The sequence below is a fragment of the Herbaspirillum sp. WTB6 genome, assembly GCF_057457785.1.
In genome coordinates this window covers 1,804,084-1,824,990 of sequence record NZ_CP176522.1, presented here as the reverse complement: position 1 = coordinate 1,824,990, position 20,907 = coordinate 1,804,084, and the positions used below count along the sequence as shown (strand labels likewise).

Below are 20,907 nucleotides of genomic sequence, written 5' to 3'. Positions count from 1 at the left end.
GATGCCGATGCGTGATTATTTTGCCATGCTGGCGCGCTACCACGTCTGGGCCAGCGACAAGTTGCTGGCGGCGGTGGCGGTGCTGGACGAGCCACACTACCGCCGCGATTGCGGCCTGTTCTTCGGCTCGGTGCACGGCACGCTGAACCATATGCTGGTCGGCGAGAGACTCTGGCACGCGCGCGTTGCCGACGGCGTGTCGCCGCAACTGGCCTTGAACAGCGAGCTGGAAACCGTTCGCGTTGCGCTGGCGCAAGCGCTGCATGCCGCCGTCCGGCGCTGGGGCGGCTGGCTGCAGTCGCTGCCGCCGCAGCGTTTCGAGGAACGCATCGACTACCGCCGCACCGCGGGCCAGCCGGCCAGCGCGCCGTTCGCCGGCACGCTCGGACATGTGTTCAATCATGGCACCCATCATCGCGGCCAGATCAGCGCGGCACTGACCGGCATGGGCCAGCCGTGCCCGGAACTGGATCTGATTTATTTTCTGGTGGCGGAAGGAAAGAAATGACGTATCAAACACTCGAATTGCTGCACGTTGGCCGGGTCGCCACCGTCACCCTGAACCGGCCCGAGGTGCGCAACGCTTTCAACGACACCACGATCGCCGAATTGAGCACGGTGTTCCGCCAACTGGGCGCCGACGACGGTGTGCGCGCAATCGTGCTGGCGGCGCGCGGCCCGGCCTTTTGCGCCGGCGCCGACCTCAACTGGATGAAGCGCATGGCCGACTACAGCCATGAGGAAAACCGCGCCGATGCCGCCCTGCTGGCGGAGATGCTGCGTACGATCTGCCTGTGCCCGCAGCCGGTGGTGGCCAAGGTGCAGGGCGACTGCTATGCCGGCGGCATGGGACTGGTGGCCGCCTGCGACATCGCGCTGGCGGCCGAACCGGTACAGTTCTGCCTGTCCGAAGTACGGCTCGGCCTGATCCCGGCCACCATTTCGCCCTACGTCATCAAGGCGATGGGCGAACAGGCGGCGCGCCGCTATTTCGTCACCGCGGAACGGTTTTCGGCGGCCGAGGCGCTGCGCATCGGCTTCGTGCACCAGGTGGTGGCAACCGATGCGTTGGACGCGACCGCCGACGGCATCGTCCGGGCGTTGGCGGCGAACAGCCCGAACGCGGTACGCGAAGCCAAGCGCCTGGTGCGCGAGGTTGGCGGCATGCCGATCGGGGATGAGTTGATCGCCGCCACGGTCGAAGGCATCGCCCAGATCCGCGCTTCGGAGGAGGGGCGCGAAGGGGTGCGCTCGTTTTTGGAAAAGCGCAAACCGGCGTGGCTGAACAATTGATGTCCGGTCCGCCTCTTCCTCCATGGAAAGGCGAACGGAATGGATAGTTTTGGAGAAATTTTGAAGTCAGAGCAACAAACCGACTGGGTCGCGCGCAGCCTGCACAGCGTCTGGCATCCGTGCACCCAGATGCAGCACCACGCCGGCGTAAATCCTGTGCCGCTGATCCCGATCAGCCGTGGCCGCGGCGCCTGGTTATACGACACCGGCGACCGCCGTTATTTGGACGCCATCAGTTCCTGGTGGGTCAACCTGTTCGGGCATGCCAATCCGCGCATCAATGCGGCGATCAAGGACCAGCTCGATACGCTGGAGCACGCGATGCTGGCCGGCTGCACGCATGAACCGGTGGTGCGGCTTTCCGAGCAATTGGCGGCGCGCACCGGCGGCGTGCTGGGCCATTGCTTCTATGCCTCGGACGGCGCCTCGGCGGTCGAGATCGCGCTGAAGATGAGCTTTCATTACTGGCGCAATTCCGGTCAACTGGACAAGCGCGAATTCGTCTGTCTGCGACACAGCTATCACGGCGAAACCATCGGCGCGCTGGCGGTGACCGACGTCGCGCTGTTCCGCGATGCCTACGGGCCCTTGCTGCACAACGCCCACGTGGTCGCCAGCCCCGACGCGCGCGGCGCGCGCGACGGCGAATCGGCGGCCGATGTCGCGCGCCGCGCCGCCGGCGAACTGGAGGTGCTGCTGCAGCAGCGCGCCGGTCGGATCGCGGCGCTGATCGTCGAGCCGCTGGTGCAATGCGCGGCCGGCATGGCGATGCACGATCCGCTGTATCTGGCCGAAGTGCGCGCACTGTGCAACCGCTACGGCGTGCACCTGATCGCCGACGAAATCGCGGTCGGCTGCGGCCGCAGTGGCACCTTCTTTGCCAGCGAGCAAGCCCAGACTCAAAACGGCACGGCATGGCCCGACTTCCTCTGCCTGTCGAAAGGCATCAGCGGCGGCTATTTGCCGCTGTCGCTGGTGATGACGCGTGACGCCATCTACCAGGGGTTCTACGATGCCGACGTGGCGCGCGGCTTTTTGCATTCGCATTCCTATACTGGCAATCCGTTGGCTTGCCGCGCGGCATTGGCGACGCTCGCAATCTTCGACGAAGACGACGTGCTGGTACGAAACCGAGCGCGCGCGGCGCGCCTGACGCAAGCGCTGGCGCCGCTGGCGGCGCATTCCAAGGTCAGGCATTTCCGCCGGCGCGGCATGATCTGGGCCTTTGATGCTCAGACCGACGATCCTGCCTTTTCGCGCAAGTTCTTCGCCGCCGCGCTCGAGCACGAACTGCTGCTGCGCCCGATCGGGCGCACGGTCTACCTGATGCCGCCTTACATCCTCGACGATCAGGAGATTGACGGTTTGGCCGCGCGCACCCAGGCGGTGTTCGAACAAGTGATCGGGGGCGCGTGATGGAATTGCTCGCCAGCCTCGAACACGAATTGCAGCAGCTCGATGCGCAGCGGCTGCGGCGCCGGCGGCGCGTCGCCGATACCTCCTGCGCGCCACGGGTGACGGTCGACGGCCGCCCGATGCTGGCGTTCTGCAGCAACGACTACCTCGGCCTGGCCTCGCATCCGCGCCTGGTCGCAGCGCTCCAGGAAGGCGCGGTGCGCTACGGCGTCGGCAGCGGCGGCTCGCACCTGATCTCGGGCCATTCGCGCGCGCACGTGCTGCTCGAGGAGCGCTTCGCCGAATTCATGGCGCCGCACCTGGAACAGCCGCGCGCGCTGTATTTCTGCACCGGTTATATGGCCAACCTTGGCGTGCTGACCGCGCTGGCCGGGCGCGGCGCCGAGCTGTTCTGCGAAGAACTGAACCACGCCTCGCTGATCGACGGCGCGCGCCTGGCGCGCGCCCAGGTGCAGGTCTACGCGCACGGCGACGCCGGCCAACTGGAGCGCCTGCTGCAAGCCAGCACAGCCAAGAGCAAGGTGGTGGTGACCGACAGCGTGTTCAGCATGGACGGCGACCTGGCGCCGCTGCCGCAACTGCTGGCGCTGTGCGAGCGCCACGGCGCCTGGCTGGTGGTGGACGATGCGCACGGCTTCGGCGTGCTGGGCGAACACGGCCGCGGCGCGCTGGAATATTTCAACTTGCGCTCGCCGCACTTGGTCTACATCGGCACGCTGGGCAAGGCGGCCGGCGTCGGCGGTGCCTTCGTCGCCGCGCACCAGACCGTGATCGAATGGCTGGTGCAGCGCGCGCGGCCCTACATTTACACCACCGCGGCGCCGCCAGCGCTGGCGCATGCGCTCCTGGCCAGCGTCGATCTGATCGCCGGCGCCGAGGGCGCAGAGCGCCGTGCGCACCTGCAGGACTTGATCGCGCAGCTGCAGGGCGCCTTGCGGTTGCGGCGCTGGACCCTGTTGCCGTCGGCGACCGCGATCCAGCCGGTGATCGTCGGCGCCAACGATGAAGCCTTGCGCGCCGCCGCCGCGCTGCATGAGCAGGGCATCTGGGTGCCGGCGATCCGGCCGCCGACGGTGCCGGCCAATACCGCGCGCCTGCGCATCACCTTGTCGGCGGCACATACGGCGCAGGATGTGGCGCAACTGGCGGCCGCCTTCCACGCGCTGGAACAGCCGGAGGCGGCATGAGCGCACAGGCCAAACCGACCGCCTACTTCGTCACCGGCACCGACACCGAGATCGGCAAGACCTTGATTTCGGGCGCGCTGCTGCACGCGTTGACGCTGCGCGGCGTGCGCACCGCCGGCATGAAGCCGGTCGCTGCCGGCGCCGAGCTGCGCGGCGGCGTCTGGCACAATGAGGATGCCGATTTTCTGGCGGCGGCCAGCAGCGAACGGCTGCCGCAAACGCTGACCACGCCCTACCTCCTGCGCGAGGCGACCGCGCCGCACATCGCCGCCGCCCGGGAAGGCGTGGCGATCGAGGCGGCGCACATCCTCGCGTGCTACGCGCACATCGCCGCCGCCGTCGATGCGGTGGTGGTGGAAGGCGTTGGAGGCTTCCGCGTGCCGTTTTCCGAGCATTTCGACAGCGCTGACCTGGCGCAACGGTTGGCCTTGCCGGTGCTGCTGGTGGTCGGGCTGCGGCTGGGCTGCATCAGCCACGCGCTGTTGACGGCGGAGGCGATCGCCGCGCGCGGCCTGCGGCTGGCCGGCTGGGTCGCGAATACAGTAGACCCGGCGCTGCCGAACGCGGCGCAGAATGTCGAGGCGCTGGCGGCGCGCCTGCCGGCGCCGCTGCTGGGAAGCGTGCCGCGCCTGCCGCTGGCCTCGGCGGCGGCGGCTGCCGCTCATATCGATTTTTCATGCCTGCCGGGCTGGCCCGGCCGGCATGCCTGACTTCACTTTTTGACGCAAAAGGAAACCCGCATGTCTCAAGCAGAATTGAAATCCACTGCCATCCGCCGGGCCCCGGCACCGGTCGTCGCCGAGACTTGGCCGGTCGACGAAGTGCTGGCGCTGTTCGAGCTGCCGTTCAACGACCTGATGTTCCGGGCGCAGCAGGCACACCGCGCCCATTTCGATCCGGCCGAAGTTGAACTGGCGACGCTGTTGTCGATCAAGACCGGCGGCTGCGAGGAAGACTGCGCCTATTGCCCGCAGGCGGCGCGCTACGACACCGGCCTGGTCGCCAAGAAACTGCTCTCCACCGACGAAGTGCTTGAAGCCGCGCGCGCGGCGAAAGAGCACGGCGCCACCCGCTTCTGCATGGGCGCCGCCTGGCGCGGACCGAAAGAGCGCGACATGGAAAAGGTCGCCGACATGGTGCGCGAGGTCAAGGCGCTCGGGCTGGAAACCTGCGCCACGCTCGGCCTGTTGCAGGATGGCCAGGCGCAGCAACTGAAGGATGCCGGCCTCGATTACTACAACCACAATCTCGATACTGCGCCCGAGTTCTACGGCAACGTGATCTCGACCCGCGAATATCAGGACCGGCTCGACACCCTGGGGCGGGTGCGCGAAGCCGGCCTGAAAGTCTGCTGCGGCGGCATCGTTGGCATGGGCGAGTCGCGGCGCCAGCGTGCCGGTCTGATCGCACAACTGGCGAACCTGAATCCCTACCCGGAATCGGTGCCGGTGAATCACCTGGTGCAGGTCGAGGGTACGCCGCTGCATGGCATCGATCCGCTCGACCCGCTCGAATTCGTGCGCACCATCGCGGTCGCCCGCATCACGATGCCGAAGGCGCGCGTGCGGCTGTCGGCCGGCCGCCGTCAGATGGGCGAGGCGGTGCAGGCGATGTGTTTCCTGGCTGGCGCCAATTCGATCTTCTACGGCGACAAGCTGCTGACCACCGGCAACCCGGACGCCGAGGACGATCGCGCGCTGCTGGCCAAGCTCGGCTTGCGCCCGCGCGTGACGGAACCGATGGCGCCGCCGGCCTGCCAGTCGTGATCGGAGAGCCGCCGGCCGGAGCCGGTCGTGCCATCAAGTGAATCCATCGTTGAAAGAAACGCATGTTCGATAAAATCCTGATCGCCAACCGCGGCGAAATCGCCTGCCGCGTCGCCGCCAGCGCCCGCAAGCTGGGGGTTGCCACCGTCGCCGTCTATTCCGACGCCGACGCCCAAGCCAAGCATGTCGCAGTGTGCGACGAGGCGATCCGGATCGGCCCGGCCGCGGCCAAGGAAAGCTATCTGTGCTCCGACAAAATCATCGAGGCGGCGCTGACGGCCGGCGCGCAGGCGATTCATCCGGGCTATGGTTTCCTGTCGGAAAACGCCGATTTCGCCGATGCCTGCGCCAAGGCCGGGCTGGTGTTCATCGGCCCGCCGGCCGCCGCGATCCGCGCCATGGGTTCCAAGTCGGCGGCCAAGACGCTGATGGAAAAGGCCGGCGTGCCGCTGGTGCCGGGCTACCATGGCGACGACCAGGACCCGGCGCTGCTGAACGCCGAAGCCGATCGCATCGGCTATCCGGTATTGCTGAAGGCTTCCGCCGGCGGCGGCGGCAAGGGCATGCGCATCGTCGACAAATCGGCCGACTTCCGGGAGGCGCTGGCGTCCTGCAAACGGGAAGCCATTTCCAGCTTCGGCGACGACCGCGTGCTGGTGGAAAAATACCTGACGCGGCCGCGCCACATCGAGATCCAGGTGTTCGCCGACGGCCATGGCGAATGCGTCTACCTGTTCGAGCGCGACTGCTCGGTGCAGCGGCGCCACCAGAAGGTGCTGGAAGAGGCGCCGGCGCCCGGCATGACGGCCGAGCGGCGGCGCGCGATGGGGGCGGCGGCAGTGGCGGCGGCACAGGCGGTAGGCTACGTCGGCGCCGGCACCGTCGAATTCATCGCCAACCAGGATGGCAGTTTCTATTTCATGGAAATGAACACGCGGCTGCAGGTCGAGCATCCGGTGACCGAGATGATCACCGGCACCGACCTGGTCGAATGGCAGTTGCGCGTGGCGGCCGGCGAGCCGCTGCCGAAGAAGCAGGAGCAGCTGGCGATCCACGGCCACGCGATCGAGGCGCGCGTGTATGCGGAAAACCCGGAGAAGGGTTTCCTGCCGTCGATTGGCACGCTGCGCCACCTGCGCACGCCGGCGGCGGTGGAGTTCGAATCGGGTGCCGGCGTTGTCGGCGGTGTAGTGAGGATCGATTCCGGCGTGCGCGCGGGCGATGCGATTTCGCCGTTCTACGACCCGATGATCGCCAAGCTGATCGTCTGGGGCAGCGACCGCCAACAGGCGCTCTCGCGCATGGCGCAGGCCTTGGCCGAATTCCAGATCGTCGGCCTGGTCAGCAACATCGCCTTCCTGAAGCGCCTGATCGAAAGCCAGCCGTTCGCCAGCGCCGAGCTGGATACCGGGCTGATCGAACGGCACCAGGCGGAATTGTTCCCGCCGCTGCCGCCGGCGCCACTGCCGGCGCTGGCGCTGGCTGCCGCCGCCCTGCTGGGCGACGAACGGGAAGGGGCGGCCGCTGGCGATCCGTGGGCCGGTCGCGACGGCTGGCGTCTGAATGGCGTGCTGCAGCGCCAGTTGCAATTTGCCGACGACGCCGGCACCTACCCGCTGACGATCGCCTATCGCGCCGGCGGCTGGCTGCTGAGCCATCAGGGACATAGCGTCGCACTGACGCCGGTGGGGCGCGCCGGCTGCGACCTGGAACTGCGGCTAGGCGACAATGTGCTACGCGGCGCGGTAGTGCGCGCGCCGGGCGCCGAGGCCGAGCAGTTTCACGTGTTTGGCGGCGCCGGCCTGGGCCAGCGGGTGTTGAGCTACCTCGATCCGCTGGCCCAGGCCGGCGCCGCCGAACTCGAAGGCGGCCGCCTGACCGCGCCAATGCCCGGCAAGATCGTCGCGCTGCTGGTCGGCAAGGGCGAGCGCGTGGCGAAGGGCGCGCCGCTGCTGATCATGGAAGCGATGAAGATGGAGCACACGATTTCCGCGCCAGCCGACGGCGATGTCGACGAACTGCTGTACGCGGTCGGCGACCAGGTCGCCGAAGGTGCACAATTGTTGTCGTTTAAGGCAGCTTGAAATTGGCAAGAAGTTGGCAAAACAAGGCGCGTTCAGCCTTGAACCGTGAGGGTGGTAGCGATGCGAATTTTGTTCTATGCGCAGGGCGGCGCTCCCGAGCCGTGGCTGGAGGCACTGCACCAGGCCTTGCCGCGCGCCAAGGTGCGGCTGTGGCAGGAAGGCGACCATGAAGCAGCCGACTACGCGGTGGTATGGAAACCGCCGGCCGAGGTGCTGCGGGGCCGCGCCGGCCTGAAGGCGGTGTTCAACCTGGGCGCCGGCTGCGATGCGCTGCTGCAACTGGGCGATGCCTTGCCGCCGGTGCCGATCGTGCGCCTGGACGACGCCGGCATGGCGCTGCAGATGGCCGAGTACGTGACCTATGCGGTGCTGCGCTACTTCCGCCGCTTCGATCAGTTCGAATTGCAGGCGCAGCGCGGCGAATGGCGCTTCATGAAGCCCTACAGCAGGAGCGATTTCACGGTCGGCATCCTGGGCCTGGGCGTGCTCGGGCAGCGCATCGCGCAAAGCCTGGCCCATTTCGATTTTCCGCTGGTCGGCTGGAGCCGCACGCCGAAGAACTTGCCGGGCATCACCTGCCATTCCGGCGCCGAGGGTTTCGATGCCTGCCTGCGCGCGGCCAAGTTGCTGGTGTGCGTGCTGCCGCTGACGCCGGAAACCACCGGCATCCTGAACCGCGACAGCCTGGGCAAGATGGAGCAGGGCGGGTTCCTGATCAACGTCGCACGCGGCGCCCATGTCAACGAAGCCGACTTGCTGGAACTGGTGCAGCTCGGCCATATCGCCGGCGCCACGCTGGACGTGTTCGCGCACGAGCCGCTGCCGCCCGGGCACCCGTTCTGGAACGAGCCCAACATCACCATCACGCCGCACGTGGCGGCGCTAACCCTGCGCGCGGCCAGCGTGCGCCAGATCGCCAAGAAGATCCACGCGCTGGAACAGGGCCAGCCGATTGCCGGCGTGATCGACCTCGCCAGAGGTTATTGAAAGGATGTTGAAATGAACTTACCTGCCCAGGTCAAAATCGTCGAAGTCGGCCCGCGCGACGGCCTGCAGAACGAAAAGGAGACCATCCCTGCCGCCGTCAAGATCGAGCTGGTCGATCGGCTGACGCAAGCCGGTTTCGCCAACATCGAGGCGGCTTCGTTCGTGTCGCCGAAGTGGGTGCCGCAGATGGCGACCTCGGCCGAGGTGATGGCCGGTATCGCGCGCCAGCCGGGCGTGGTGTATTCGGCGCTGGTGCCGAATATGCAGGGCTTCGAGGCGGCGCTGGCGGCCGGCGCCGACGAAGTGGTGATCTTCGGCTCGGCTTCGGAAGCGTTTTCGCACAAGAACATCAACTGTTCGATCGCCGAATCGGTCGAACGCTTCCGCCCGGTGGCGCAAGCGGCCAAAGAGCACGGCCTGCGCCTGCGCGGCAGCATCAGTTGCGCGCTCGGCTGCCCCTATCAGGGCGAGGTGCCGCTGGCGGCGGTGGCCGACGTCGTGCGCCGCCTGGCCGAGCTCGGCTGCGACGAGCTCGACATCGCCGACACCATCGGCGTCGGCACGCCGAAGAAGACGCAGGCGGTGCTGCTGGCGGCGGCGCAGGAGTTCCCGCTGGCGCGCCTGTCCGGCCATTTCCACGATACCTACGGACAGGCGCTGGCCAACATCTATGCCAGCCTCGAAGTCGGCGTCGCGATTTTCCATGCGTCGGTCGCCGGCCTGGGCGGCTGCCCGTACGCCAAGGGCGCGACCGGCAACGTCGCCAGCGAGGATGTGCTGTACCTGATGCAAGGGCTGGGCATCGAGACCGGAATCGACCTGAATGCGGTGGTGGACGCCGGCCAATTCATTTCGCAGCACCTGGGACGCAAGGCGGTCAGCCGCGCCGGCAATGCGATCGCGGCCCGGCGCGCGGGCTGAGGTGGTTCACATACTCCAAATGCACAGGGGGTTTTTCCGGCTTTGAAATCGATGTTTTTGCAACATACTCCCGTATTCGTGATTGAGGACAGAGGAGCGACAGGCGCCGCGAGTGGTGCCGGGTAGCGCGCCGACGGCAAAGGAAAAACAAAAAGGGACCAACATGGAAATCAACCGCGCGCTGTTGCAGGATGCCGCCGCCCAAGGCTTGTTGAGCGAAGCGCAGGCCGAACGGCTGTGGCAATTCCTGGGTGAACAGAGCGCCGCCACGCCCGGCTTTCGCGTCACCCACATCCTGTATTACCTGGGCGGCCTGATTGCGATCGGCGCCATGAGCCTGTTCATGACGCTTGGCTGGGAAAGTTTCGGCGGCCTCGGTCTGCTGGCGATCGCGCTGGCCTACGCCGCCGCCGGCCTGTGGCTGACCGATCTGCTGCTGGCGCGCGGCCTGCGCATCCCGGCCGGTATCGCTGCCGCCTTCGTGGTGGCGCTGACGCCGCTGGCGGTGTACGGCTTGCAGAATGCGCTTGGATGGTGGGCCGAGGGCCGCGTCTATCGCGACTATCACACCTACATCGACTGGCGCTGGATTCTGATCGAACTGGCGACGCTGGCGGTCGGCTCAGTGATGCTGTGGCGCTACCGGCTACCGTTCCTGATGCTGCCGGTAGCCTTCACGCTGTGGTACATGAGCATGGACTTGACGCCGTTCCTGTTCGGCACCGAAGAGCGGCTGTGGGAATTGCGCAAGTGGGTCTCGCTGTGGTTCGGCCTGGGGATGGCGCTGCTGGCGTTCTGGGTCGATCTGCGCAGCCGGGGCCGGCAGGATTTCGCGTTCTGGCTGTACCTGTTCGGCGTCATCGCGTTCTGGGGCGGCCTGTCGCTGATGGAGTCCGGCAGCCAATTCAACAAATTCCTGTATTTCTGCCTCAACCTGCTGATGATCGTCAAAGGCGCGGTGCTCGGACGGCGCGTGTTCGCGGTGTGCGGCGGCCTGGGCGCGGCCGGTTACCTGGCCTATCTGGCGCGCGACGTGTTTCAGGACAGCCTGCTGTTCCCATTCGCGCTGACCGCCATCGGCGGCGCCGTGATCTATGCCGGCATCGTCTGGCAGCGCCACGAAGCCGCGCTCGGTGCTTGGTTGCGCGGCATGCTGCCGCCGGCTGTGCGAACATTGCTGGATAACCGTACCTAATTCTTTCCTGATTCATCATGACCGACACCACCAAACTGCCCGATACTGCCCGCCGCGTGGCCGACCTGCTGGCCGCGCTCGGCCACGACCAACCGGTCGTGATGTTGCCGGCCAGCGGCAAGACCTCGGCCGAAGCGGCCGCCGGGCTTGGCTGTAGCGTGGCCGAAATCGCCAAGTCGATCGTGTTCCGCCGCACCACCGACGATGCGGCAGTGATGGTGGTGGCTAGCGGTATCAACCGCGTCGATGAAGCCAAGGTGGCGGCGCTGGTCGGTCCGCTCGGCCGCGCCGACGCCAAATTCGTCAAGGAGCGCACCGGCTATACGATCGGCGGCGTCTGCCCGATCGGCCACGCCGGCCCGACCGTGATGCTGGTGGACCGGGACTTGCTGCAGTTCGACAGCGTCTGGGCCGCCGCCGGCCATCCGCACGCAGTGTTCAACCTGACCCCGGCGCAACTGCTGGCGCTGACGGCGGCACCGGTGGCTGACGTCGCCCTGCAAGCATGACGCGTCGCCCCTTCCGGTCGCGAGGGTGGGCAGCACTGCTGCTGGCCGGCGCGCTGGCGGCCTGTTCGACCCTGGCGCCGGTGCCGGACGTATACCCGCACGAGACCTTCGACTCGACCGGTACCTATTCGCACGATTACCAGGCTTCCGGCGCCGCCACCTGCGAGGCGGCGCGGCGCGCGCTGCTGTCCCAGGGCTATGTGCTGAGCCAGGCCGACGCCAACCTGGTCAAGGGCCGCAAAAGCTTCCAGCCGAAAAGCGATTCCCACGTCGAAATCGAGTTTCACGTGGTGTGCGCGCCCGGTATCCGCGAAAGCAAGCTGGATCAGGCCGGCACCACGGTGTTCGTCAACGCCTTGCAGGATCGCTATGCGCTGAAGAAAGTCAACAACTCGGCCAGCCTTGGCGTCGGCGCGCTCGGCTCGCTGTCGCTGCCGCTCACCGCCAGCGACGATTCGATGGTCAAGGTGGCCAGCGAAACCATTCCGGCGGGGCAATTCTACGACCGCTTCTTCGCGCTGATCGAGCGCTACCTGGTGCTGGATACGCCCGAGCCGGAGCCCGCCTCCAACACGCAATCCGATCTGCCATCCACCAAAGACAAACCATGAGCCCCGATCTGCAACCCGGCATTCGCTTTGAATGGCGCTATACCGTGCCCGAGCGCGCCACCGTGCCGCAACTGTTCCACGACACCGCGTTCTGTCGCGACATGCCGCCGGTGCTGGCGACCGGCTACATGGTCGGCCTGATGGAGCTGGCCTGCACCCACGGCATCATGCAATACGTCGACTGGCCGCGCGAGCAGAGCGTCGGCACGCTGGTGCAGTTTTCGCATCTGGCGGCGACGCCGCCCGGCATGACGCTGACCATCAAGGGCGAAGTGACCGCCGTCGAAGGCCGGCGCGTCGCGTTCCGGGTCGAAGCATGGGACGGCATCGACAAGATCAGCGAAGGCACGCATGAGCGCGTGATCATTGCGCCGGACAAATTCAATGCGCGCCTGATGGAAAAAAAAGCGCGGGCGGCGCAGTGAGCGATGGCGCGCGCGACCTGGCTGGCGCCGGGCCGGTGCCGTCGCCCTGCATCAGCGTCTGCCGCATGGACCCGCGCACCGGATGGTGTACCGGCTGCTGGCGCACGCTGGATGAAATCGCGCACTGGGCCGGCGCCGCGGACGGCTACAAGCGCGCGGTCCGGGTCGAAATCGAACGGCGGCGCAATGGGCGCGGCACTCAGCCCGGAGTCTCTCCAAGTGTCGATCAGGAAAATCCTTGGCCGTGAATCGCCACTGACCCTGCTTTCACGAACAACGGAGTGAAAACCCGACAACATGGCCAGGCGCCGGCGCGTCAGATACCATTGAGCCGAACCGCGGCGGTCGCGCTGCCGCCCATCTCGCTACCCAGCCAACACCACTAGCCATCCTCATGAAACCCGACTTCTACAAACCGCAACGGCCGATCGTCGGCCCCGCCTACAGCAACTGGTTCAAGCTGCTGGCCACCGCCGTCACCGCCGCCCTGGCCGTGTACTGCATCCAGATCGCGCTGACCTTCCCGCTGATGCAGTACAGCGTCTGGGTCAAGCTGCTACTGCTGTTTGGCTTCATCATGCTCGGCGTCAGCTACTACTGGTTCCTGCGCTCGACCGTCACCATCGACGAGCGCGGCATCACCCAGACCTGGCTGTACGACAAGCAGGTCGAGTGGCGCGACGTGCGCAGCGCCAAGATGATCGGCGTGCCCTATCTGGCGGCGGTCTTTCCGCCGCGCCTGATCGTGCGTACCGGGATTGCATTCACCACTTTCAACGGCGGCTCGCGCGAACTGCTGATCGAGTTCGCCAAGATTTCCCTTGCCTACCAGATGAAGAAATGACTTCTCCGCCGCCGTCGCCAGGCCTGCCGTCCAGCATGCGCGTGCTGGAGCGCGGCTGGTTGTCGTCCAACAACATCCTGTTTGTCGGCCGCGACGAAACCGCGCTGGTCGACAGCGGCTACGTCAGCCACGCGCCGCAAACGCTGGCGCTGGTCGCGCACGGCCTGCAGGGGCGGCGCCTGGACCGGCTGATCAACACCCACCTGCATTCCGATCACTGCGGCGGCAACGCCGCGCTGCAACAGGAATACGGCTGCCGCACCACGATCCCCGAGTCGGAAGCGGCCAAGGTGCGCGCCTGGGACGAAGATGCGCTGACCTATGCCGCCACCGGCCAGCAATGCGCGCGCTTTTCCTTCGACGACACGCTGCGTCCGGACGACCGCCTGACGCTGGGCGACCTCGAATGGCAGGCGCTGGCCGCGCCCGGCCACGATCCGCATTCGCTGATCCTGTATTGCGCGGCCGAACGGATCCTGATTTCCGCCGATGCCTTGTGGCAAAACGGCTTTGGCGTGATCTTCCCCGAACTGGACGGCGGCTCCGGCTTCGCCGAAGTGCGCGCCACGCTGGAGTTGATCGCCAGCCTCGATATCCGCCTGGTGATCCCCGGCCACGGCGCGCCGTTTGCCGGCGTACAGCAGGCGCTTGCCACCGCCTTTGCCCGCATCGACTATCTGGCCGCCGATCCGGCACGCAATGCGCAGAATGCGATCAAGGTCTTGCTCAAATTCCTGCTGCTGGAGCGCCAGCGCATGCCGCTGGCCGAGGTGCCGCGGCTGCTGACGCAAATCCGTTTGTTCGGCGAAGCCAACCGCCGTTATCTGCGGCAAACCGAGACCGAACTGGCGCAATGGACGGTGGCGCAACTGGTGCGTGCCGGCGCGGCGGCGGTGGACGGCGAGCTGCTGGTCAATCGCGACTGAGCCTGGCTGCCAAGACCCTTCTGGCGCCGACAACGCATATACTGCCAATGGTTATGCCAATTCCCGCATATAAATAAAGCGAAATTCTCACATACTCACGTTTGTTAGCCGGCGGTTTCAAACACGAAGTGCAACATAGGCTAAATCCAGAGGAAGTGTAGCAAGGTTGTAAAAGACCTCATGCGGGGTTCTGTAACCAAGGCATTTGCGGGGGCGGTGGTTGAGTTTGTCGACGGCGGCCTGGAGCGCTTGCTGGCTGACGGTTTTCAGATTGGTGTTCTTCGGGAAATACTGCCGGAGCAAGCCATTGGTGTTTTCATTCAGGCCGCGCTCCCAGGAATGATAGGGGCGGGCAAAGTAGACATCGGCCCGCAGGCGGGCACTGATCAAGGCGTGGTCGGCGAATTCCGATCCGTTGTCGAAGGTGATGGTGTGGCACACCCGCCGATGCGGGCTGAGCAAATCGACCACCACCGCACCCACGCCCTCGGCCTGCTTGCTGTTGGCTGGGGCGGCCAGGGTGAAGCGCGACCGCCGTTCCACCAGCGTCACCAGCACCCCTTGCTGGCCTTTGCCAATCACGGTGTCGCCTTCCCAATCGCCCAGCCGCAGGCGTTGCTCGACCATCAGGGGACGATGCTCGATGCCGATCCGGCCCGGCAGGATTCCCCGACGCCGCCGGCCGCTGCCGTGGCGCTGGCGCCGGGGTTTCTGGCTGCGCAAGTGCCGGATCAAATCGCCGCCGCCACGCCGATCGGCGTAGATCCGTTGATAGACGCTCTCATGACTGATGCCGATCGGGCTGCCCCGTTCCAGCGTCAGGCGGTGGATCGCTTGTTCGGGCGACAGGTCCAGGCGGATATAGGCCTGAACCGCCAACCAGGCGGCGTCGGCAACCCGGCTCGCATTACGACTGTTCTGTTGCCGTGCCAAGGCTTTATCGTGTGCCTGGCCAGGCCGCCATTGATGCACGCCCCGGTTGCGCCGCAGTTCGCGACTGATCGTCGAGCGATGCCGCCCCAGCCGGCGCGCAATCTCGCTGACTGAATGATCGTCTGCCTGCAGTTCGTGAATTTGGTATCGTTCGTCTCGGGTGAGGTGTGTATAGCGCATATTCGGCAACTTTCGACTGGCTGGTCAAAGGGTTCGAATGCTAGCGCATCTCGCCCTCCTTCCGTTGATCGGTGTTGCACTTCGTGTTTGAAACCGCCGCCCGAGTGTGCGAATCCCCGGCCCTGGCAATGCCCTGCCGCAGGCAGGCGGTGCGCAGTTCCGTGAAGGAACAAAAAATCCGTTTCCCGCAAAAATTTTCCGTGCCGGCGCGCCCATTTTTTGAGAGACTAGGTGCCGGGGCCGATTGATCGCGCCCCTTCCCCGCCTGCCCCGCATACCATGACCAAAGCCGAATCCAGTGCCGCCAATCCGTGCCTGCATTGTGGCGCCTGCTGTACCTTTTACCGGGTTTCCTTCTACTGGGCGGAAGCCGAGGCGCGCGGGCTGCCGGACCGCCTGACGGAACAGGTCAGCCCCTTCCTCAGTTGCATGGCCGGTACCAATCAAGCGGCGCCGCGCTGCCAGGCGCTGCAGGGCGTGGTGGGCGAACGGGTCGCCTGCGGCGTCTATGAGCAACGTACCTCGACCTGTCGCGAGCTGCAGCCGGGCGATGACAAGTGCAACAAGGCGCGGGCACGCTACGGGCTGGCGCCCATCCAGGCGGATCGGGCCGCCGATTCGTAAGACCTGTAACCAGTTGATTCAGTCGGCGCGGCGGAATCAGCAGCGGCTTATATTCAATCGTGGCGTGCCGTCAGCGCTTCCACGCGAACTGTTTTTAGGGGCGCCCGACCGGCTTCCCCGGAAAGGACAGAAAATGAATCTTCGCTATCCAATCATCGCGTTATCGATCCTGCTCGGTTCCGCAAGCTGGGCCCAGGCCCAGGTGAGCGTCGGCATTGGCTTGCCGGGCGTCAGTATCGGCATCAACATGCCAACCTACCCGCGGCTGGTCTTGATACCCGGCTATCCCGTCTATTACGACCCGTACGTGAACTCGAATTACTTTTTTTATGATGGCCTGTACTGGGTGTTCGAGGGCGACAACTGGTATGCCAGCAGCTGGTACAACGGGCCGTGGCGCCTGACGGCGCCCGAGTATGTGCCGCTGTTCGTGCTGCGCATCCCGGTGCGCTACTACCGCCAGCCTCCGGCCTATTTTCGCGGCTGGCGCGCCGATGCGCCGCCGCGCTGGGGCGAACACTGGGGCCGCGGCTGGGAACAGCAGCGCCGCGGCTGGGACCGCTGGGATCATCGCGCCATGCCGCGCGCGGCACCGTTGCCGTCCTATCAGCGCCAGTTTTCGGGGAACCGCTATCCGGGTGCCATAGAGCAACAAAATTCAATCCGCTCCGAACGATACCGCTACCAGCCGCGCGAGGCCGTGACGCGGCAGCACTGGCAGCAGCGCGACAATCCGCGCAGCGCCAATCCCGAGCCGCGGCAGCAGGCGCCGGCCCGCCAGCGGCCCGCTCCGCAGCAGGATTTCCATCCGAACCAGCCGCGGCAACCGATGCCTGTTCAACCGCAACCGATTCGACCGCAGCCGCTGCAGGCGCAACCGATGCAGCCACAGTCCATGCAGCGACCGCCGCAAATCCAGCAGCGCCCAACCGAAGCGCAGGACCGGGGCAGGGAGAACCGGGCGGCACGCCAGGGCGGCGAACGGGGGAATCAGGCCGAGCGGCAGGAGCAGCATCGCGGCGGCCGGGAGCCGCAGGACCGGGGCCGGTAGCCCCAGGCGGACCACGGCTGGTCGGCCGTGATCTGCCCCGATTTGCTCACCTGGCCTTGGGACAGGTCATGGATGCGCGCGTATCGCCATTGAAAACCAGATCGATCTGTGGTTTGCCCCCGCTCTTGATCGAAAACTTGCCGCTTGCATTCGCCATGCTGCCGGTAAAACTCAGCGCACCGGCCGGCGACAACGTGTAATTCCCTCCCTTGTTGCCGACCGCATAGCGGCCGCCGGCCTCGATGACGACGTTGGTGTAGGTGTAATTCAACTGGCCGTTGTCGAAGGTGTAGCAACTGTATTTGCCGACCGGGAGCGACTGCGCCCCCGTGGATGCCGCCGGCGGGCTATCCGGCGCTGCGGATTGCCTGGGCGGCGCCTGCCTCGGTGCCGACTCCGCCGCGGCCGGCCGCATCCGGTTGGCGCTGACCCACTCATCCCAGTTGGAGCCGTAGCCGTCATAAGCCACCAGGCAGGTGCCCATCCGGTCGGGTCCTTGCAGCACCCTGGCTGGATACCATTGGCCGCCGTACAGCACGCTCACCGGCTTGCCCGCCGCGCATAGCGAGCCAGACGGGCCGGCCGCAGCCGCCGTCTGGACCACGGTTGGCGCCGCCTGCCGCCGCAGATCGACGCCGACTTCGTTTTGCACCACGCGATACCATGCGTTTTCCATTTCCCGCGTCGCCTCGCGCACCTTGTCGGCCAGTTCCGGCGGGCACTGGCCGGGACCCGCGCCCTGGTTGGCCAGGGCTGCGCCGGTATCGGCGTAGCTTTGTTGCCGGCGGGCCTGCATGGCTGCCACCAGCGTGTCGATGTCGCCGCCGCCCAGGCGGAAATGTGGCAAGCCGGCCACATAGACGTCGAACAGCGCCTGGCCGCCGTTGCCGCAGTAATCGGCGGTGCCGACCAGGGTTGCCAGGTCCATCCCCATAGCGGTCAGTCTGGGCTGGTAATCGGCGCGCGCTTCGGCGGCGAATGCCGTCGCAATACCGGCCGCGATCAGTATCCTGCGTTTCCACATCGTTCCAACCCTCCTTTTCCGTTGTTGTTCGTACGACTTCCGCATTGCGCGCCGCCTCCTGCGCAGGACGCGGCGGCCTGGCGCTCAGGGCGCCGCTTCCGCGGCAGCGGCCGGTGCCGCCTCATTGGCGGACTCGCTGCTGCCGGCGCTCTTCACCACCGTCACCGTGCAGCCGGCCTCGGCCACCACCTGCGACGACACGCTGCCGAGGTAGCGGCGGAAGGCGGAACTGCCGCGCGAGCCGATCACGATATGGTCGACGTCGTTCACTGTCGCATAGTCGACGATCGCCGCCGCCGGGTCCGGCGCTGCCAGTACGTGGTAGGTGATCTGCTCCGGGGCAAGGCCGAGCGGCCGCGCCCAGTGCTTGAGCCCGACCAGATGCTTGACGTGGAGGTTGCGCCCCTCTTTGTCGACGAATTCGTCCATCGCGATGCGGTTGGTTTTCTGCACCGTGACGCAGGCCAGGCGTGCACCGGGGCCGGTCTGCAGGATGCGGCGCACCGCGATGCGCAAGGCTTCGGCCAGCGTATCGGAGCCGTGGTTCAAGTCGATTGCGACCACGACGATCGGCGAGCGCGTCAGTTGCCGGGAAGCCGATTGCTGCGGCACCGGCTCCCTGCCGACGGCGTGCAACCAGCGCCGCAATTGCGGGAAGAAGCCGTCGCGCCCGCGCTTTTCGGCGCGCGCGGTCAATTGCACCTGATCCGGATTCTGCAGTTCGAACGCCAGTTGGGCTGCGGTTTCGTGCCGCTGGTCGGGGTCGACTTCCAGGCAGCGCAGGATGATTTCCTGCAGCCAGGGCGGGACCGCGGTGTTCAGCGCGCGCGGCGGCAGCACGTCGCGATATAGCCGGCGGCGCAGGCCGCGCACCGTGGTCGGAAAGCCGTGCGGCCGGACCCCGGTGGCTAGGTGGTATAGCAGCACGCCGAGCGCGAACAGGTCGCTGCGCGGGTCGTTGCGGATATGCAGCACCTGCTCCGGCGAAATGTAGGGGCCGGTGCCCATCGGCAGCCGGAATTCCTCGGCCAGCAGGTCCGGCAACTGGTCGTGCCGCGCCAGGCCGTAGTCGATCAGGACCGCTTCGCCGCTGGCGCGGAACATGATGTTGCTCGGCTTCAGGTCGAGGTGGATCACGTGCTGCCGATGCAGGTCGTGCAGCGCACTGGCGACCTTGATCCCGATCTGCACCACTTCCGCGATCGGCAGCGGCGCGGCGTCGAACCGTGCGCGCAGCGACTGGCCGGCGATCAGTTCCATCACGATGTACGGCTGGCCGGTGAAGTCGCCGGCGGCCACGAAATGCGGCACGTGGACGCCGTGCAGCTTCGGCATGATCATCTGCTCGACCTCGAAGCCGACGATTGCGGCCGGGTCGTGCTGGTCGCCCAGGATCGGGATTTTCATCAGTAGCGGCGCCTGATCCGGCGCATCGACGCGAGTTACGCGCCACAGCGTCGCCATGCCACCCTTGTGCAGCTTTTCTTCCAGCCGGTAGCCGTCGAAGACCATCCCCGGCTGCGGGCGGTGCATGTTCATCGTCCGTGCTCGAGGCGGTTGGCGAGGCTGGGCGGCAGCCCCGCCGCGCGGATTTTGGCCGCCGCGCTGCCGTGATCGTAGGGCACGCGGAAATAGGTCAGGTCGTGCGTCAGGTCGTCGTACAGCGCGTAGCAGGCGGCCGGGTTGCCGTCGCGCGGCTGGCCGACCGCGCCCGGGATCACCAGCCAGCGGCGCGTGGTGCCGAGCGGGATGCTGCTGTCGCCGGCCGGCATGAACGCCGAGATCTTGCCGGTCATCGACAGGTTGTACAGCGCCGGCTCGTGCACATGGCCACAGAAGGTGACGCGGCAATGCGTCGCCTGCATGCTCTTGATCGCTTCCAGCGTGCCGTTGATGTATTCCCAGTGTTGCGGCGCGGCGGCGCTGGCATGCACGAACAGGGTGTCGCCGGCTTCCTGCGTCAGCGGCAGCTGCTCGAGGAATTGCAACTGGCTGGCGTCGAGCCGGGCGCGGGTCCATTCGACCACCTTGCGCGCATCCTGGTGCATGTGCTTGGACGGCGCCCGGGCCACCGCCAGGTCGTGGTTGCCCTGTACCGCGAGCGCGCCCTGCCGGAGGTAATCCATCACGATGTCGACCACCCACGCCGGATCGGCGCCATAGCCCACCAGGTCGCCGAGAAACGCATAGCGCTGCGCGTTGCGCTCCCGGGCGTGGGCGAGGCAGGCGGACAGTGCTTCGCGGTTGGCGTGGATGTCGGTCAGAATGGCGAGCAGCATGCGGTTCGGTCGTTGAGTCGGAAAGCGGTTCGGATTCCGGCCTCATTCTCCAATGCTTTGCGCCTGCTTACAAGTTTGCCGGGGGGCGGGAACGCACACAAAATCCGGCACGATTGGTTCTCAACGATTAAAATTCAGCTTCCAATAACAAGGAGTTCGTCATGACGAATCTGCATACTGCCAAGTTGGCCATCGAAGCCGAGATTGCTCACGCAAAACAGGGGCTCGACTATTACGCAGAAAGGGTGAATTCCCTGGAGCAGGCGCTGGCGCGGATCGTGCAGGCCGAAGGGAGCGCCGCAGCGGTTGCGCCGACTCCGGTCAAGGCCGGGAAATCGCATGCGAAAACCGGCAAGCGGAAGGCCAGGGCGACCAAATCCGGCGTGGCCGTAAGCGGCGCCGAAGCCCAGGTGGCCGAACTGCCATCGACTGGCGGCGACTACTGGAAAAACCTGGTTGGCGCGGAACCGAAATCGGGGCAAGCGATCCTGGCCGAAGCGGTAAGCGGCCTCGGATTCACGCCCACCAAGGCGCAGGTCAGCAAGCTGTTGAACCGCATGACGTTCGCGCTGAATTCGATGGTGAAGGCGGGGGCGATTCAGGATTCAGGCTCCGGCAGAGAACGGCGGTTCTTCAAGAGTTGAGCGGTTGC

Annotated in this window: 23 protein-coding genes; 19 read left to right on the top strand and 4 right to left on the bottom strand. The window is 66.3% G+C overall.

Going from position 1 to position 20,907, the window contains the following annotated elements; genetic code table 11:
• Window position 1 precedes the first annotated feature (1 nt).
• From ACK2VC_RS08515 to ACK2VC_RS08440, 16 genes are all read left to right on the top strand, one after another.
• Window positions 2-508: a DinB family protein gene (locus tag ACK2VC_RS08515; RefSeq protein ID WP_486729909.1), complete on the top strand. Its 507-nt coding sequence runs from the start codon at window positions 2-4 to the stop codon at window positions 506-508.
• Window positions 505-1,293 carry an enoyl-CoA hydratase/isomerase family protein gene (locus tag ACK2VC_RS08510; protein ID WP_486729908.1) on the top strand — a complete coding sequence of 263 codons (789 nt, stop codon included), beginning with the start codon at window positions 505-507 and terminating at the stop codon, window positions 1,291-1,293. Before ACK2VC_RS08515 ends, ACK2VC_RS08510 begins: the two co-directional genes overlap by 4 nt.
• 39 nt (window positions 1,294-1,332) lie before the next feature.
• Window positions 1,333-2,709 carry an adenosylmethionine--8-amino-7-oxononanoate transaminase gene (gene bioA, locus ACK2VC_RS08505; protein ID WP_486729907.1) on the top strand — a complete coding sequence of 459 codons (1,377 nt, stop codon included), beginning with the start codon at window positions 1,333-1,335 and terminating at the stop codon, window positions 2,707-2,709.
• Entirely contained in the window at window positions 2,709-3,896 is a 1,188-nt protein-coding gene (gene bioF, locus ACK2VC_RS08500; RefSeq protein WP_486729906.1) for an 8-amino-7-oxononanoate synthase, read from the top strand. Before bioA ends, bioF begins: the two co-directional genes overlap by 1 nt.
• The gene (bioD, locus tag ACK2VC_RS08495) at window positions 3,893-4,606 is read left to right on the top strand and encodes a dethiobiotin synthase (RefSeq protein WP_486729905.1); all 714 of its coding nucleotides are present in this window, start codon (window positions 3,893-3,895) and stop codon (window positions 4,604-4,606) included. The genes bioF and bioD overlap by 4 nt, the downstream gene beginning before the upstream one ends.
• Window positions 4,607-4,636: 30 nt before the next feature.
• Entirely contained in the window at window positions 4,637-5,662 is a 1,026-nt protein-coding gene (gene bioB / locus ACK2VC_RS08490; protein ID WP_486729904.1) for a biotin synthase BioB, read from the top strand.
• A gap of 62 nt (window positions 5,663-5,724) precedes the next feature.
• Entirely contained in the window at window positions 5,725-7,746 is a 2,022-nt protein-coding gene (locus tag ACK2VC_RS08485) for an acetyl/propionyl/methylcrotonyl-CoA carboxylase subunit alpha (RefSeq protein ID WP_486733151.1), read from the top strand.
• 60 nt (window positions 7,747-7,806) lie between these two features.
• A complete protein-coding gene (locus ACK2VC_RS08480) occupies window positions 7,807-8,733 on the top strand; it encodes a 2-hydroxyacid dehydrogenase (RefSeq protein WP_486733150.1) in 927 nt (308 codons plus the stop codon).
• Window positions 8,734-8,745: 12 nt separating this feature from the next.
• Window positions 8,746-9,654 carry a hydroxymethylglutaryl-CoA lyase gene (locus ACK2VC_RS08475; protein WP_486733149.1) on the top strand — a complete coding sequence of 303 codons (909 nt, stop codon included), beginning with the start codon at window positions 8,746-8,748 and terminating at the stop codon, window positions 9,652-9,654.
• Window positions 9,655-9,817: 163 nt separating this feature from the next.
• Window positions 9,818-10,849 (top strand): DUF2157 domain-containing protein, encoded by a 1,032-nt coding sequence (locus tag ACK2VC_RS08470; RefSeq protein ID WP_486733148.1) that lies wholly within the window; start codon window positions 9,818-9,820, stop codon window positions 10,847-10,849.
• 17 nt (window positions 10,850-10,866) lie between these two features.
• Complete coding sequence (locus tag ACK2VC_RS08465; protein ID WP_486733147.1) at window positions 10,867-11,358, top strand: YbaK/EbsC family protein; 492 nt, start codon at window positions 10,867-10,869, stop codon at window positions 11,356-11,358.
• Window positions 11,355-11,969 (top strand): DUF2242 domain-containing protein, encoded by a 615-nt coding sequence (locus tag ACK2VC_RS08460; RefSeq protein WP_486733146.1) that lies wholly within the window; start codon window positions 11,355-11,357, stop codon window positions 11,967-11,969. Before ACK2VC_RS08465 ends, ACK2VC_RS08460 begins: the two co-directional genes overlap by 4 nt.
• Complete coding sequence (locus tag ACK2VC_RS08455; protein WP_486733145.1) at window positions 11,966-12,394, top strand: thioesterase family protein; 429 nt, start codon at window positions 11,966-11,968, stop codon at window positions 12,392-12,394. Before ACK2VC_RS08460 ends, ACK2VC_RS08455 begins: the two co-directional genes overlap by 4 nt.
• Window positions 12,391-12,642, top strand: coding sequence for a DUF1289 domain-containing protein (locus ACK2VC_RS08450; RefSeq protein ID WP_486733144.1), 252 nt, complete (start codon window positions 12,391-12,393; stop codon window positions 12,640-12,642). The genes ACK2VC_RS08455 and ACK2VC_RS08450 overlap by 4 nt, the downstream gene beginning before the upstream one ends.
• A gap of 146 nt (window positions 12,643-12,788) precedes the next feature.
• The gene (locus ACK2VC_RS08445) at window positions 12,789-13,238 is read left to right on the top strand and encodes a hypothetical protein (RefSeq protein ID WP_486733143.1); all 450 of its coding nucleotides are present in this window, start codon (window positions 12,789-12,791) and stop codon (window positions 13,236-13,238) included.
• The gene (locus tag ACK2VC_RS08440) at window positions 13,235-14,164 is read left to right on the top strand and encodes an MBL fold metallo-hydrolase (protein WP_486733142.1); all 930 of its coding nucleotides are present in this window, start codon (window positions 13,235-13,237) and stop codon (window positions 14,162-14,164) included. Before ACK2VC_RS08445 ends, ACK2VC_RS08440 begins: the two co-directional genes overlap by 4 nt.
• A 117-nt stretch (window positions 14,165-14,281) precedes the next feature.
• Here ACK2VC_RS08440 and ACK2VC_RS08435 read toward each other — a convergent pair whose 3' ends face one another.
• A complete protein-coding gene (locus ACK2VC_RS08435; protein ID WP_486730009.1) occupies window positions 14,282-15,277 on the bottom strand; it encodes an IS30 family transposase in 996 nt (331 codons plus the stop codon).
• A gap of 279 nt (window positions 15,278-15,556) precedes the next feature.
• Here ACK2VC_RS08435 and ACK2VC_RS08430 point away from each other — a divergent pair, with 279 nt between their 5' ends.
• The gene (locus tag ACK2VC_RS08430; RefSeq protein WP_486733141.1) at window positions 15,557-15,901 is read left to right on the top strand and encodes a YkgJ family cysteine cluster protein; all 345 of its coding nucleotides are present in this window, start codon (window positions 15,557-15,559) and stop codon (window positions 15,899-15,901) included.
• A 133-nt stretch (window positions 15,902-16,034) separates the two neighbouring features.
• The gene (locus tag ACK2VC_RS08425) at window positions 16,035-16,952 is read left to right on the top strand and encodes a hypothetical protein (protein WP_486733140.1); all 918 of its coding nucleotides are present in this window, start codon (window positions 16,035-16,037) and stop codon (window positions 16,950-16,952) included.
• 46 nt (window positions 16,953-16,998) lie between these two features.
• On the opposite strand, the gene ACK2VC_RS08420 is transcribed toward ACK2VC_RS08425, so the two are convergent.
• The 3 genes from ACK2VC_RS08420 to ACK2VC_RS08410 form a co-directional block, all read right to left on the bottom strand.
• Window positions 16,999-17,976 carry an MBT domain-containing protein gene (locus ACK2VC_RS08420; RefSeq protein ID WP_486733139.1) on the bottom strand — a complete coding sequence of 326 codons (978 nt, stop codon included), beginning with the start codon at window positions 17,974-17,976 and terminating at the stop codon, window positions 16,999-17,001.
• Window positions 17,977-18,060: 84 nt separating this feature from the next.
• Complete coding sequence (locus ACK2VC_RS08415; protein ID WP_486733138.1) at window positions 18,061-19,515, bottom strand: protein kinase domain-containing protein; 1,455 nt, start codon at window positions 19,513-19,515, stop codon at window positions 18,061-18,063.
• Entirely contained in the window at window positions 19,512-20,255 is a 744-nt protein-coding gene (locus ACK2VC_RS08410; protein ID WP_486733137.1) for a metallophosphoesterase family protein, read from the bottom strand. The genes ACK2VC_RS08415 and ACK2VC_RS08410 overlap by 4 nt, the downstream gene beginning before the upstream one ends.
• A gap of 161 nt (window positions 20,256-20,416) precedes the next feature.
• Between ACK2VC_RS08410 and ACK2VC_RS08405 the strand changes: the two genes are divergently transcribed.
• Window positions 20,417-20,899, top strand: a complete 483-nt coding sequence (locus tag ACK2VC_RS08405; RefSeq protein ID WP_486733136.1) for a hypothetical protein — start codon at window positions 20,417-20,419, stop codon at window positions 20,897-20,899.
• The last annotated feature ends 8 nt before the right edge of the window (window positions 20,900-20,907 follow it).